This window comes from Microcoleus sp. D2_18a_B4, from assembly GCF_036702475.1.
In the GTDB taxonomy this organism is placed as follows: Bacteria; Cyanobacteriota; Cyanobacteriia; order Cyanobacteriales; family Microcoleaceae; genus Microcoleus.
Window position 1 is genome coordinate 166928 of the sequence record NZ_JAUBTL010000004.1, and the last position, 15920, is coordinate 182847.

General features: G+C 44.9%; 4 protein-coding genes and 1 pseudogene. 1 reads left to right on the forward strand and 4 read right to left on the reverse strand.

Annotated elements, in window-relative coordinates:
* Window positions 1–45: 45 nt before the first annotated feature.
* From QUB04_RS04070 to QUB04_RS04085, 4 genes and pseudogenes are all read right to left on the reverse strand, one after another.
* A complete protein-coding gene (locus QUB04_RS04070; RefSeq protein WP_333281373.1) occupies window positions 46–4296 on the reverse strand; it encodes an amino acid adenylation domain-containing protein in 4251 nt (1416 codons plus the stop codon).
* Window positions 4293–10904: a type I polyketide synthase gene (locus QUB04_RS04075; RefSeq protein WP_333281376.1), complete on the reverse strand. Its 6612-nt coding sequence runs from the start codon at window positions 10902–10904 to the stop codon at window positions 4293–4295. The genes QUB04_RS04070 and QUB04_RS04075 overlap by 4 nt, the downstream gene beginning before the upstream one ends.
* A 30-nt stretch (window positions 10905–10934) precedes the next feature.
* A complete protein-coding gene (locus tag QUB04_RS04080) occupies window positions 10935–13733 on the reverse strand; it encodes an amino acid adenylation domain-containing protein (protein WP_333281380.1) in 2799 nt (932 codons plus the stop codon).
* A 189-nt stretch (window positions 13734–13922) separates the two neighbouring features.
* A pseudogene (locus QUB04_RS04085) lies at window positions 13923–14945 on the reverse strand (IS701 family transposase).
* A 517-nt stretch (window positions 14946–15462) separates the two neighbouring features.
* Between QUB04_RS04085 and QUB04_RS04090 the strand changes: the two are divergent.
* Complete coding sequence (locus QUB04_RS04090; RefSeq protein ID WP_333150309.1) at window positions 15463–15897, forward strand: dTDP-4-dehydrorhamnose 3,5-epimerase; 435 nt, start codon at window positions 15463–15465, stop codon at window positions 15895–15897.
* The last annotated feature ends 23 nt before the right edge of the window (window positions 15898–15920 follow it).

Genomic DNA, 15920 nt, shown 5'->3' on the forward strand with positions numbered 1-15920 from the left:
AGCTTGTTAATTATCTCAAGATGTTTCTACTTAACAGACCAATTACTAAGCCAATGGAGCCTGTGCTTGCTCAAGGTAAGAGAGCAGTTGTGTGGCTAACACCTGTACGTGCGGCTGTTGCATCATCGTGCTATGGTTCCCTGGAACAACATGAATGTGTATAGTAGAAGAAAACTCGTTCCAGCCCAAGGCAGGTTCTTTTCGCCTTTGTGTCAACTCTTCTGTATCACCCTCAAATACATCAACCTCGCTAGAACGGAAAAGAGTAATTGGAATCTGTTGCAGCCCCGAAGGCAAATAAGCACGATGAGCTTTCAGGGACGCAATGTATACTTGCACTAGCCCCCGTACTAACCTTATTCCCGCATCAGGGGGTAACAAGTTGACCCGTATCAACCGTTCTTTGAGATAGTTCAATTGCTCCTCCTGAGATTGGGAAGCGAGAGTTTCTTTAGATACCTCCAAGTTTAAGGAGAACATATATTCAATGTAGCTGGCAAAATCAAAAAGATATGCCGCCTCATCTTCATCAGAACAATTCGGCTTATTACCAACAATTGGCGCAACAACGTCGATAATCGCAAGTAGAGCGACCTCATGCCCCTGTTTGAGCAACTGAGTTGCCATCTCACAGGCAACTACACCTCCAAACGAATGCCCTCCCAGAAGGTACGGACCAGAGGTCTGAACTCTCTGTATTGCTTCAATATAGTAGGTGGCTATCTCTTCCAAGTGTGTAAAAGGCTCTGATTCCCCATCAAGTCCCCGTGCTTGCAAACCGTAGAAGGGTTGCTCAGATCCAAGATGACGCGCTAGCTCATATAAGTAAATCACATTTCCCCCAACTCCAGGCACAAAGAAGAAAGGTCGCTTCTCGCTGCCAGACTGAATTGCTACCAAAGGAGACCAAGGCAAGGAATGAGTTTCGGATCGAAGACAACTAGCTAGCTGTTCGATAGTTGGGCTAGAGAAAAGTGTTGCTATGGGCAGATTTTTCCCAAAGTGCCGCGAAATTTGAGCCATTAAGAGTACAGCTAAAAGAGAATGACCTCCGAAGGTAAAGAAGTTATCCTTCACTCCAACAGTGGGAAGCTTCAAAACCTCTGACCAAATTTGCTGTAGTTGTTGTTCAACTGTGTCACGAGGAGGGACAAAGCCAATTGAGTTACTTAGTTCCGCATCTGGTGCCGCGAGGGCGCGACGATCTACCTTACCATTGGGGGACAGAGGTAGCGTTGATAGCATCACAAAGGCGACTGGCACCATGTAATCGGGGAGCTTTTGTTGGAGGAAGTGCCGCAGTTCACTGGTGGCAGGAGCTTCATGGTTGGGAACAACATAAGCTACCAGTCGTTTGTTATCTGGTTGGTCATCCCTTGCTAAAACTACTGTCTCCCGTACCTCTGGGTGTTGAGCTAGCGCTGCTTCGATTTCTCCGAGTTCAATGCGGAAACCGCGAATCTTCACCTGACGATCCAGCCGACCAAGGAACTCAATGTTACCGTCTGGAAGGTAGCGGGCATTGTCCCCGGTTTTGTAGAGGCGTGATCCTTCTTCTTCGCTAAAGGGGTTGGGGATGAACTTTTCTTTTGTCAATTCTGGGCTGTTGAGGTAGCCTCGCGCCAGTCCAAAACCACCAATATGCACTTCCCCAGGTACACCAACAGGGACTGGTTGCATATGGCAGTCGAGCAGATAAATTTGTGTGTTGGCGATCTGGCGACCGATAGGGACAATTTTGATTGGCTCATCCTGTTGTGCCGGTATTGGATAAGTGGCAACAATTCCACAGGTCTCAGTTTGACCAAACATATTGATTAATCGTGCTTTGTGCTGAAAACCAAACGTCCACTGAGTAGGAAGATCGGACAGCAGTGGTTCGCTCGCCGACACAATTAAACGCAGTTTGTTATCTAACAGTGCTTGTTTCGTACCAGGTTCTAAGCTAGCAAGTGTATGAATGCAGTTACGCCAATAAGAGGGGACAATATCAATAACTGTCACACTATGTTGTTTAATTGTCGCAAATAGTGACATCGGGTCTTTTCTCTGTTCAGAAGTTGCAATTTTGACAGTAGCGCCACTAGCCAGAGGCACGATCAACTGTCTGACAGAAGATGAGAAAGCAATCGATGCGGTGTGCAAATATACATCTTCTGCTGTGATATCTAGTGCTTGACTCATTGCTTGGGCGTAGTGACACAAATTAGCGTGTGTCACCTGGACTCCCTTTGGCTTTCCGGTTGAGCCAGAGGTATAAATGACATAGGCTAAATTATCAACTGTTGCTGTTTGGTTTAAGTTTTCTTCTGAGTGTTGAGCAATGAGATGCCTATCTGTATCTAAGCAAACAACTTGTGCCGTATGTTCAGGTAGTTCTATTATCAAGCACTCCTGAGTCAACAACACCTTTGGCTGTGAGTTTTGCAACATGAACGCTAAGCGCTCTTTGGGATACGATGGGTCTAAAGGCACATAAGCCCCTCCAGCTTTGAGGATGCCAAGCAGGCTCACTACCATCTCTAAGGAGCGCTCCACGCAGATGCCTACCAGCACTTCTGCCTCCACGCCTAGAGTTTTCAAGTGATGTCCTATTCTGTTCGCCCGTTGGTTCAGATCTTTGTAGGTCAGTTGCTCCCCTTCAAAAACCACCGCAATAGCATCAGGCGATCGCGTAACCTGTTCCTCAAATAACTGGTGGATACACTTATCGAATGGATACTCTTTTGTGGTGTTGTTCCACTCTATCAGTAGCTGGTGCCGCTCTCGCTCTGTGAGCAGCGGCAATTCTGAAACCTTCTGTTGAGGATTAGCTACAATTCCCTCCAGTAACGTCTGGAAATGTTGGGTCATTCGTGCGATCCTATTGGCATCAAACAGGTCAGTATTGTATTCCCACGTCCCAATTAGTCCAGAGTCGGTGTTGACGAAAGCTACAAACAAATCCAACTTCGCCGTACCTGTTTCTACCGCTACTGGACTCACCGTTAAGTCTTCCAGGTCTATCTGCATCGGTGGGTGAAGCGCAAACCTCACTTGGTACAGCGGTGTGTAGCTTAAGTTACGCGCTGACTGCAATTGTTCTACTAACTTTTCAAACGGTAGGTCATGATGAGCGTATGCTCCCAACGCCACTTCCCGGACTCTCAAAAGTAGCTCCTCAAAACTCGGATTACCCGATATATCAGTCCGCAGCACCAGCGTATTGACAAACAATCCAATCAATCCCTCAATTTCAGCGCGATCGCGGCCTGCGTAAGGCGTGCCTACGCAAATATCGGTCTGCCCTGTATAAAGGTAAAGCAATGTTTGCTGCGCCGCCAACAGCGTCATAAACAGAGTAACTCCTTTGCGCTGACTTAAAATCATCAAAGCCTCTGTTAGTTCTTTTGAGAGTGCTTGTCGGTAACACGCCCCCCGGAACGTTTGAGTTGCTTTTCGCACTCGGTCAGTTGGCAGTTCCAATACGAATGGCGCACCCGCAAGTTTTTGCTTCCAATAAGCGAGTTGAGATTCTAGTACATCTCTCTGTAACCACTGGCGCTGCCAAACAGCAAAGTCTGCATACTGAATCGGTAGCTCTGGTAGCTCTAAAGACAAGTCATTGCAGTAGGCTGTGTAGAAGGCTGCTAACTCCCTAACCAATACGCCCTCTGAAGGAGCATCCCAGACAATGTGGTGTATTGTTAGTAGTAAGATATGTTCTGTCTGTGTTAGCTTCAGCACAGAAGCTTTAATTAACCCAGAGCTACTGAGATCAAAGGGTTGCTGGACTTGTGCTCTTGCTTTTAGCCCCCAAGCAATTTCTCTCTCACGATAAGGTAGCTCACTCAAATCTAAAACTTGCACACTCAAGGTCAAGCTTTCAGCAATAATCTGAACGGGTTGCCCCTCAACTGTTGTGAAGTTGGTACGTAAGGCTTCGTGACGTTGAATAATCTTGTTAAGGCTTTTCTCTAAAGCGACAACGTTCAGAGAACCCTGAAGTCGCAGAGCTAGTGGTACGTTGTAGAAGGGGTTAGTTGGCTCCAACTGGCTCAAGAACCACAGTCCTTCCTGAGCAAAAGAGAGAGGCAAATTCCTCCGGAGCGAAACAGGTATCTGGGGTATGGAAGTATCGCTTGCGTTGCTCTTTTTTTGCAACAACTTTACAAGCTCTGCCTTATACAATGCCAGTAAATTACGTACCTCTGGTGTCAGTACCTCCTTTGGCGCACGCACGCGCAACTGGTCGCCTTCGACCCACAACTTCACACCAGCTAGGGCGAGTTCAGCTACAAATTCCTTAAGATTCATAGAGCGATTTCCTCCATAGTGTCATCAAGTTCAGTGGATGGAGACGCTGACTGGATCTGAGTCAATGCCCATTGCTCTAGCATTACCTCTGCTAGAGAGGAAATGCTCACACCCTCCATGATTTTCATAACAGGCAAGTTTACCCCCATCTCATTATTGAGCCTATTTCTCAACTCGATCGCCATTAAAGAGTCAAGTCCCAGATTGATCAGCGATTCTTGCCTATCGAACTTAGTAGTAGAAAACCCTAATACTCTCGCTACTTGTTCTGTAATGCCAGATTCCAACAACTGCTGGCGTTCCGCTGGTATTCCAGACCAGATAGCCTTCTTCAGGGAATCTCCCTCCTGTGGTGTCACAGATGTAGACCGGAAACCCAATTGCTGAATTTCTGCTGCTAAATCGGTGAAAAACGGCGACAACGCCTTTCGCTGTTGCAAAAATCTCGACCAGTTAATAGGCATGACTCCCACTTGAACGGGTGGATTTAGCAACAACTGCTCCAAAACCTGCAATCCCTGTTGTGGAGCGATACTTTCCTCTCCTTTGAGGCTTAACTGCTCCACTAGCCCCATTCTCGCCGCTGCTCCTACTTCTGCCCAAGTCCCCCAATTGATACTCAAACCCGGCAGTCCTAGCATCCGACGATAAGAGGCTAGTGCATCCAGAAAAGCGTTTGCCGCCGCGTGATTCGCTTGACCTGCGTTACCTAGCAAGGACGTGGCAGAGGAGAACAACACAAAGAAGTCTAAAGGCCGATTCTGGGTTAAGGTATGTAAATTCCACGCTCCTTGTACTTTGGGTGCTAAAACCCGATCAAAACGCTGCCAATTCTGTTGTAGGAGTACGCCGTCATCTAAAACCCCGGCAGCGTGGATAATTCCGCGCAAAGGCGGTGAAAATAGCTCAATTTCACTCCAGACTCGATCCAGTTGTTTGTTGTCAGACACATCTGCCTGGACTATCTTGACACAAGCACCAGCTTGCTCCAATTTTTCCAATCGCTCGCTCGCACTCGGATTGAACCCACTACGACTGAGCAAAACTAAGTGTTTTGCCCCCCGTTCAACTAGCCACTGCGCTACCAGTAATCCCAGTCCTCCTAAACCGCCAGTAATCAGATAAGTGCCATCGCTATGTAAAGACATTTGACCTAAAGTTTTTTGGCTTTGGCGATGGTTTACCAGTCTGGGTACATAACGATCGCGACCGCGGAAAGCTATTTGGTCTTCAGTGCCTTCTGCTGACAGGGAAGAAATAATTTCCTCAAATAGGATTTGCGCGTCATTTCCTGTCGCTATTGGGTCTAAATCCACCCGTACACACTTCAATTCAGGGTGTTCCACGGCGATAACTTTCCCCATCCCCCATAAGGGAGATTGAGCCACCTGTTCAACATGGTGCCCGTTCACTGCTTGCGCCCCTCGCGTTACCAACCATAGGCGAGGAGTCTTAGTATAGTTATTAACAAGCGCTTGCACTAAGTGCAACGTACTGCCACAGCAAGTTTTGGAGGTCTCCTCTAAGTCAGTCACACTTAGGATTTCGGGCGCATCTAAACTCCACAGATGTACCACTCCGGCTACAGTCGGTATAGCCTGCAACAACTGCTGAAAATGGCTGGGATTAGCTGGATTTATTCTGAACTCTCCTGAGGCTATCTGCTCGTATTCTTCGCTTTGAAAAACTAAAGTACAAACCTCTCCCCAAGAGCGCATTATTTCACCCAACTGCTGACCAGTGCCTTGAGTATCAGCTAGAATCAGCCAGTTCCTTGGCGTGCTTATCTGAGATTCAGCTTCAGCGCGTGCCACAATCACCGTTTCTTGTGGCAGTAAAATTGCTGGCTCGCTTGCTTCTTGATTGGTCGAAATGGTTTCAACTTGTGAAAATCCTGTTTCTCGTAACAGTTCCCGCCACTTTTGCGGTGGGAGTAACAGGTAGTTGGGTCGCAAATCGCGATCGCTAAATTTCCACCACCCTTCTGTTAACCCAAATGTTAAATCCATCCAACGCTGGGGGGCAGTATCCTCCATCAGTACCAGCATTCCTCCTGGAGCCAACAATTGCTTAACGTGCCGCAATGAAGAGCGCAAATTGGTGGTAGCGTGCAACACATTGACGGCGACAATTAAATCAAAGTGTGATGGTTCAAATCCTTGAGATTGTGGGTCTTTTTCAATGTCTAAAACTTGATAGCTGACAAATGGGTAATCTTTAAACCTCTCCTGCGCTTTGGCAATAAAAAACGCTCCGATGTCAGTAAAAAGGTATTCTGTTTGATAGGTAAAAAGGTGGGGCAGAAGGTAATTAGTTGTACTGCCAGTACCAGCTCCAATCTCTAAAATCCTTAAGCCTCGTCCTTGAGGCAAACGTTCGAGAGCAGATAACACGGCTTCTTTCACCAGAGTATTCGTCACCTGCATAATTGGAGAATCCTGATACAGCTTAATCAAAGCCGTCGTATCACCATTGGGAAATAGTAGCTGCAAAGGATCGCACTTTCCTGTGAGTACCTGAGCTAGATTGGAGACACAGCGATCGAGCAACGTTATTTCTGCTTCGGCTTCTGGGTAAGACAAGGAATCAATCTTAGCTATTGAATCATGAATTTCCGGAGACGAAACTACTTCCCATCCTTCTTCAAATCGTTGCAGTATTCCAACTTCCACTAGAATTTCTAGTAACCGATTTAATAATCGTTTGTGCTGAGTGACAATACCCAAGCTTTCTACTATTTGCTCTGTGGAAAAAGTAGCTCCTTGCTGGAACTCCCACCCCATTTCCTGTAAGGTTGCCACAATATAAGTGACACAGAAAGCTTCCAGGTGAGCATAAGCTTGACCATAGGCTGTCAAGCTTGGGTGAGCCCTCAACTGGGTTAATCTGAACTGGAGACGCAAACCAACTTCTGCTGAATTAGGAAGATAGTTTGGGAAAAGACCATAACGTGCTTGGGGTCGCCACTCCACCTCATATAGCCAATCTTGCCAAGACTTTTCTTTCGTGCCTAACATCGCATCACGAGGAGCGTGTTTCAGTTGGAACCCTTCTACGAGCGCAATTAATTCTCCATCATCAGCAAACAGCCGAAAATCCGCGCTGATAGTTTTTTGGCTTCTATCTTTTCCTTGGCGCAACTGAGCACAGCACCAAATGTCAGCGCTAGGACGAGAGTAGAAAAGCAATCGCTCAACACCGATCGGCACATAAGTATTTTGATAATTATCCTCCAAAAAAGTGGCGTCTAAAACCTGCAAGGAAGCATCCAACAAGACTGGATGTAGCTGGTAGTCTTCTACTTCCGCTCTCAACTTTTCCGCTAAACAGATTTTACCTAAAGCTACTGTTCCCTGTCTCCAAACTTGAGCGAGTGCCCGGAAACTTTCACCGTAATTAATGTTTTGCTCTCGGTGGCGCTGGTATAATGCTTCGGTAGAAACTTCTTCTTTACATTGGCTTTTTAAGGTTGCCAAATCTATCGTTTCTACTTGATACTGATTATCTTTAACTAACAAATTTCCCGAAGCATGAAGTATCCCTTGAGGCTCCTCGTTATCTTCATTCGGGGTCGTTTCAAGGCTAAAAATCTCGAAAGTATAAGACAAATTTAGTTGGGGAGTTAACACCAACTGAATTATCTTATCAGAGCCATCATCGGGTAAAATTAGTGCTTTTTGAATGATGACATTCTCTACGGTGATATTTTCCGTCTTCCCCACTGCCACCCCAGCAGCTAAAGCCATTTCTATGTAAGCCGTCCCCGGAACGATTGTCGTTTCAAAAACGCGATGGTCCTGAAGCCAATTTGGGAAGTTTTTGCTGATTTGACTCTGGAAACGAATTTGCTTAGTTCCCAGCAAGCATAACTTTTGTCCGAGTAGAGGATGCTGTCTAGAACTTGTCAGATTGTTGGTGAGGGCAAGCGCCTGAGTTTCCTTGTCGTTGGGCGCTTCTACCCAATAGCGCTGTCGCTGGAAGGGATAAGTTGGCAGAGGAACGCGGCGACGAGTATAGTCGAGATTGAATCCCACCCAATCGATTGGCACTCCATGCACATATAGCTGTGCCAAACTGCTTAATAGTTCCTGCCAATCTTCTTGGTCGGGATGCAAGCTAGGTAGCCATAGCCCCAAATGTTCGGGTAGGCACTGACGAGCCATTCCCAATAGGATAGGCTTGGCACCCATCTCTACAAACACATTTATTTCTTGCTCTTCTAGGCTTTCTATACAACGCGCAAATCTGACGGGCTGCCTGATGTGACGGCACCAATATTCTGGGGTTGTTATCTCAAGAGTCGCCAAAGTACCAGTAACATTAGAAATCAGCTTAATTTTTGGCGAAGAAAAGTTGACTTGTCGGGCAACTCGTTCAAATTCTCCTAACATGGGTTCCATTAAGGGTGAATGGAAGGCGTGGGAGACATTTAGTTTTTTAGTTTTAATTCCCGAAGCTTCTAAAGTGGCACAAATGGCGTTTATCGCCTTGCGCTGACCGGAAATAACGACACTGTTGGGAGCATTAATGGCTGCAATTGAAACATATGTGCTGTAGGGTGCGATCGCAACGAGTGCTTGTGACTCACTCGCCAACAAAGCTACCATCTCCCCATCTTGGGGCAAGGCTTGCATTAATTTACCCCTAGAAGCAATCAGTTTCAAGCCATCTTCCAAGCTGAAGACTCCAGCGACACAGGCAGCGACATATTCCCCGATACTATGACCCATGACTAAATCAGGTTCTATGCCCCAAGATTTCCATAACTCAAACAAGGCATATTCCAGAGCAAATAAGGCAGGTTGAGTATATGCGGTTTCGTTGATTTTGGATTGATAATTCTCCCCTACTGCGTTAAGGTCTGGATACAGAACTGAGAGCAAAGGCTTTTCTAGATAGGGACGCAGTATTTCATCGCAGCGATTCAGGGTTTCCCGAAACGTCGGCGCTTGTTCGTAGAGTTGGCGACCCATATTGACATACTGTGACCCTTGACCTGTAAACAGGAAAGCGATCGCCTCTGGTGATGGGGTTATTTCCCGCGATGCCGTTGCACCAGTCTCCAATTGCTCCAGAAGCTGCTTGACAGATTGCGCGACAAATGAAGAACGATGGTTAAAATGCTTGCGCCCAGTGTTGGCGGTGAAACAAATATCTGCCAGCTTGGCGTCTAGATGAGATTTCAGATAAGCTACATAGCGCTCTTGCTGTTCCTGCAAAGCCTTCTCGGTTTTTGCCGACAAGCACAGAATATGCCAGTCTTGCTCCAAGGTATTGGTGGCTGGCTCTAGTGAAGGTGCTTCTTCCAGAACAACATGGCAATTAGTACCTCCCATACCAAACGAACTAACCCCAGCGCGGCGAGGAGTTCCATTGGTTTTCCATTCTGATAGCGCTGTATTGACATAAAAAGGACTGTTGGCAAAATCAATCTTGGGATTGGGTTGTTTAAAATGCAAACTGGGTGGTATACATTTATGTTTGAGTGCCAGTACCGTTTTAATCAGACCCGCTATCCCCGCTGCTGCATCGAGATGTCCTAAATTAGTTTTAACCGAACCAATTGCACAAAAGCCCTTTTCATCAGTATTTCTGCGAAAGGCTTGTGTCAGCGCAGTGATTTCAATGGGGTCGCCTAGAGCCGTTCCAGTTCCGTGGGTTTCTACATAGGTTACTGTACTCGCATCAATTTCTGTGATCGCCAGTGCGTCGGAGATTACTGCTGCCTGACCCTCTATACTGGGAGCCGTAAAGCCCAGTTTCAAAGCGCCATCGTTATTAATCGCTGATCCTTTGATCACAGCATAGATGTTATCGCCATCGGTAATTGCTTCTCGCAGCAACTTGAGAACAACAATTCCAACTCCACTGCCGAATAGAGTTCCCTTAGCTTGTGCATCAAAGGCTCTACAGTGTCCGTCGGGAGAAAGCATCATGTCTTCTTGGTAAAAATACCCCGTCTTTTGGGGAACCGAAATGCTAACGCCTCCCGCAAGTGCTATGTCACATTCACCATTGAACAAACTCTGGCAAGCCATATGAACCGCCACCAGTGAAGTTGAACAAGCGGTTTGAATGTTAATGGAAGGTCCGGTTAGATTCAATTTATAAGAAATGCGTGTGGGCAGATAATCTCTTTCATTCTCCAAGCTCAGCCCAAGAGCGAGTGCTGGTTCTTTGAAAATGCTACTTGGAGCAAAGCGCTGGTTGGTATAGATATTGTTGATTAGGTAACTGTTCGTGCCAGAACCCGCATAAACCCCCACCAATCCCTTATAGATTCCTGGGTCGTAGCCAGCACTTTCTAAAGCTTCCCAAGCGCATTCCAAAAAAATACGCTGTTGGGGGTCGATTAGTTCGGCTTCTTTGCTGCTGTACCCAAAGAAGGAAGCGTCAAATTTATCGATGTTGGGCAAAACAGCGCCCGCTTTTACGTAGTTGGGATGACTCAGCACAGAGCGTTCGACTAGCTCCAATTCCTCATCAGAAAAAAAGGAAATAGATTCTATCCCCTGGAGCAGATTTTGCCAAAAAGCATCAATGTTATCTGCCCCTGGGAACCGGCCTGACAGACCGATAATCGCTATGTCTGAATTGTTAATAGTCATAGTTAATACCTGGATAATGGAATATTTGTACTATTTCGTAGGGCGATTCTTTTGCCTGCGTTGCCGTTGTTCCTCTGCTATAGACTTCCGGGCAAGTCTACTGTTTTGCTCGCGTCCGTTGACAGCATATTCTTCTTTGTCTATCTGGCTTAAGTGTTGGGCTAAAGCGTGTATGGTCGGATATTGCACCAGAGCCATAATTGATAGTTCCGACCCAAAAATTTCAGCTAGTTTGTTATGAATCTGAGGCAAGAGCAAGGAATAACCGCCTAACTCAAAAAAGTTATCATGAATTCCCACAACATCTAATCCAAGCACTTCAATCCAAACTTGGGCAATCTGTTTTTCCGCCTTGGATTTGGGTATGACAAGAGTTGTTGCCAATTCCGGACGAGACTTGTTTGGGGCAGGCAGTGCTAAACGATTTACCTTCCCGCTTGGTGTCAGTGGCATTTTCTCAAGCGTGACAAAAACTGCTGGCACCATATAGTCGGGCAAACGTTCTCGTAAATAAGTTCGCACTGCCAGTTCGAGCTTTTTAGCTAGCTGTTCCTTTAGAGAAACTTGCTCAAGCTCTGCTTCCAGATTTAAGATACTGGTAGCATGTTCATGGGGCACCACATAGGCTACTAAGCGTTTGTTACCTAGTATACCTTCTTGTGGTACAACTACACTTTCCCCAACTGCTGGATGTTGTACTATCACGGTTTCAATCTCACCGAGTTCAATGCTGAAACCGCGAATTTTTACCCAATTATCTGCACGACTCAGATACTCGATATTACCATCCGATAAGTAGCGGGCGATATCGCGAGTTCTTAAGAGGCGACCTGAACCAAAAGGGTTGGAAATGAATCTCTCTGACGTTAACTCGGGCAGGTTAAGATAGCCTCTGGCTAACCACTCACCGCTAACGTACAACTCACCGGGAACGCCGATAGGAACGGGTTGAAGGCATCGATCTAGTATATAAACTTTGGCATTTGTAGTAGCAGAACCGATAGAAGGCAGCGCTGACCAACTGCTCGTTTCTCCAGTGAGGGTAAACTGCGTTATCGTTGGATTCTCAGTTAGCCCATACTGATTGTAGAGAATGCCATCTGTTTGCTTGAATAAGTTGGCAATAGCGGGTGTAATTTGCAACTGTTCGCCAGTGACCATGATTTCGCGCAAGGTGGTAAGAACTGGTCTGCCGTTATTAACCACTTCTGCCAGATTCCGTAAGGCCACACAGGGAAGAAATGCTCTTTCAATCCTTTTTGAAGCGAGGAAACTGGCCAAAGCCATAGGATTGCGTCGGACTTCCTCTGACAGCAGCACCAGTATTCCGCCAGAACTCCAGGTGGTGAATGATTCCTGTAAGGAAATATCGAAGCTGAGAGGAGCAAATTGCAGAGTTTTGGCACTGTTGGAAACGGTTGTGGAATGCAGTTGCCACCAGATGAAATTGCAGAAAGCACGATGCTCCATCGCCACCCCTTTGGGTCTTCCTGTAGAACCGGAGGTGTAAATAACATAGGCTAAGTTGTCAGGCTGAACCTGAGTGAGTGGATTCTCGGAGTTCTGCTGAGAGATAACCTCCCAGTCTCGATCCAGGTAGACTATCTGCCGTCCTTGGGCACAGAGCGCTAGCTGCGGTAAGCTGCTTAGCGTTTTTTCTGTAGTTAGCAAGACTTGCGCCTGTGAATCTGACAGCATATAAGCTAGGCGCTCTTCGGGATAGGTGGGGTCTAAGGGAACATACAGGCCATTAGACTTGAAAATGCCCAATAATCCGATTACCCTGGCTAGGGTGCGCTCTACGCAGAAACCAACTGGTACTTCTGGTTTTACTCCGAGCGATCGCAGATAGTGCGCCACTTGATTCGCTCGTCGATTCAGTTCCCGGTAGGTTAGCTGTTCTTCTTCAAACTCCACTGCTATCGCATCCGGTGTGCGTTCTACTTGGTCTTCCACCAACTGATGGCTACACTTAGAACGAGGGTACTCTGCATCGGTGTTGTTCCACTCGACCAGTAGCTGATGCCGTTCCGCTTGAGTCAACAGGGGTAAGGTGGATATATCCTGCTCTGGATTGGCAACGATACCCACAAGCAAAGTCTGGAAATGCCCCAAGATCCGCTGAATTGAGTCTGACTCAAACAACTCTGGGTTGTATGAGCAGCTTACTGTTAAATTCCCCTCTGACTCCGCTGCCAAAATAACAAAATCGCACTTAGCAATGTGTTCCTCAATATCCGCAAGATGCTCTTGTTTTATCGACGTTTCTGAAATACAAAACGGTACGTTGCACAGGACGAACATCACCTGAAAAATCGGCGCTCTAGTTAAATCCTCACTTTTTCCTAAATTCTCAACTAGCTTCTCAAATGGGTAACCCTTATTTTGTACTGCCTCTTCAACTGTTGCGGCAACTCGCCTTAAAAGTTCTTTAGCTGTTAGTTCGCCTGCTAGACTTGTCCGCAATGCAATTGGATTGGTAAACGTTTCCTGCTGACTTGCTCCTTTTCCTTCTCGGCGACTATCGGCACAGAGGGAACCAACAATAATATCTTCTTGCTCTGTGTAACGCAGCAAAAGAATTTTAAGTGTAGTTAGCAGGGCGATGAATAAAGTAATATTTTCGCTCTTGCAAAACTTATCAATTTCTAAACTTAGCTTCTCATTTAGCTTAATTGTTTCCTTTTTTCGGAGGAACAATTGTTTCGATACTTTTGAATGCTTGAAGCTAATTTCTAATACCGGCAAAACAGTACCTAACTGCTTAAGCCAATAGGCTTCTTGTTGAATCATACTGCTTTTACCCGAAAGATGTTGAGACTTACTCATAGGGGACAATTTATTGTAACTTTTAACGAATTCGGCTATAGTCAGAGCCTAACAATCTCGATATATAGTCATAATATGTCTCAATGCTTTGACTCTAGCCTCAAGTAACCGTGACACAAGACTTGAATCGTTACATATAGGACTTACGCATTGACAAAAAACATCATCTATGAATTCTAGATAATGATATCACATATCACTGCTAAGGTTGGCAAAAATATGCTCACGTACAACTAACGTGAACATATTCCGTTGTACTTCATACCAATTGCTAATTATCTTTTCAGAGCGCATAAACTCCAATCTCACAAATGCTTGAAGTGAACAAAATATGTGAGTTTTGATTGCTAATGTATCTCTAACCATGAACCGACAAATTCCACATACTTGTTTTATGGCTCGATGAAAAGTTTCAATGCCCCAATGGGTATCATGAATTGTGATAAATTCACTTCTGCTGATCGCTGAGATTTTTGACTCATCTGGCAGATATAAAATATAGTGTCTAGAGTCTTGTTTTTTAAAGTCGCACCTTTACAACTTTATAAATCCAAATTCTTTCAGATGAGTTCTTAATCCTTCTTCGGGAATAGCCAGGGTGCTTACTTGACAATACTTCTGTGGCTCATTTGAGACGGTTCTATTTTTTTCAATCCCAAATAAAAAACCCAATTTCTGGTTTTTTAGAAACTTTAAGTTTTCTACTCCTGAATATCAACTATCTCCTGTTACTATTCTTGGCTTGACTCCCCAGTTTATTATTTCTCTCACCATTTATCTAAAATAATCGTTTTTTGTTTTCCCCTCCTTTTTGTCATATATTCTGTAATTTATTGGGACTGAATTACCATTAATGTCGCTGTAATATAGCGTAATTAAATTCAAGCCAATAATAGTTTTGTGGGCTTTTCCTGACCAAAAATAACTGATTAATTCGGCATTTTTGGGATCGCTGTAAATCTTTTCTATGACTGTATCGTCTACACTTAGTATCCCTCCTACTAAGTTAATGATTTTCACGCATTATGTTGAATAAATCTTTCGGTTCGTATCTCTCTCTCAATAAAAAACGGTTGACGCCCTGAATGTGAAACATCTCCTAATACCTCTGCTAGCCGACTGCACCCCCCCAAACTTTGGCTCTGACAGCAAAAATAAGGTGTAGAGGTCTAGATTGCATTGTGCTGTCGATGGTTTAGTAATTTCTCTGATTGTCCGATACCTAGAAAGTAAACGACCCATATTTATCAATGCACTATTTTGTTATTCTGTCAATGCGTAAGTCCTAACATATTTAAAATCCTGCTAGGTTGACACTAAGAAATTAGATTTTCTATATCTCCTGGATTTGTGGTGGAAACGGTAGTGTGAGCGTCTCACTTACGCAGGCTTTCCGGCTTGTACCACGGGAAGTTTGATTTTTATTATAATCTAAAACTCAGGAGAGCCGATTTCCTTTGAACACAAAACCCAATTTTACCATCCTTTGCTCGATTTTCCAGGAAAAATTTCTACTTTTACTTTCTTCACTACCAGAAAGAATTGTAACACTACTTTAACTTTTGTTCTTCACTACCAGAAAGAATTGTAACACTACTTTAACTTTTGTTTAAATTTAATTTATTAACTTACTAAAATCTATTTTTGCCATATCATAGTAACTTGGAGTATAAAAAAATATTCTGATTTTCTCAAATAACAATTGCTGTTCGGAAGTCTAGGTAGTTAAATGGGCATACTTAATAAAGTAGAATGTATCCGACTTGAACAAGACAAAGAGGATGTCGTAAAATTCTTCACTCCTCTAGTTAGCAACGAGACAGTACTATTTGAGATTCCTCCACAAACGGCTGATGAGGCACTATTTTGCCACCACTTTCAGACCGATCAGTTAGTAGTTGTGCGAGGTAGCATGGTCTTAGTATTTTTACAAAACCGTTATTATGATTACATTTTGTCAGATCAGCACCAACTGCTCCTTATCAAAATTCCTCCTGGCATCCCCCACGCATTGATTAATTTTAGTTCTGAACCTTGCTTGGTATTGAATGCCATTATCCGTCACGGTACCCCTCATCCAAAAGATTACCAACCCATTAAAAAGCCTTTTCCCTTCGACTTTGAGCGAGTCAAAAAGTTACAGGAAAATCCGGTAGGGAAATAGAAGTAAAAATCATGGAAGGAACT

What these genes read in the sequence shown, in the direction of transcription:
- QUB04_RS04075 (WP_333281376.1), bottom strand. Translation starts at nt 10,904, where the DNA reads ATGACTATTAACAATTCAGACATAGCGATTATCGGTCTGTCAGGCCGG.
- QUB04_RS04090 (WP_333150309.1), top strand. Translation starts at nt 15,463, where the DNA reads ATGGGCATACTTAATAAAGTAGAATGTATCCGACTTGAACAAGACAAA.
- QUB04_RS04080 (WP_333281380.1), bottom strand. Translation starts at nt 13,733, where the DNA reads ATGAGTAAGTCTCAACATCTTTCGGGTAAAAGCAGTATGATTCAACAA.
- QUB04_RS04070 (WP_333281373.1), bottom strand. Translation starts at nt 4,296, where the DNA reads ATGAATCTTAAGGAATTTGTAGCTGAACTCGCCCTAGCTGGTGTGAAG.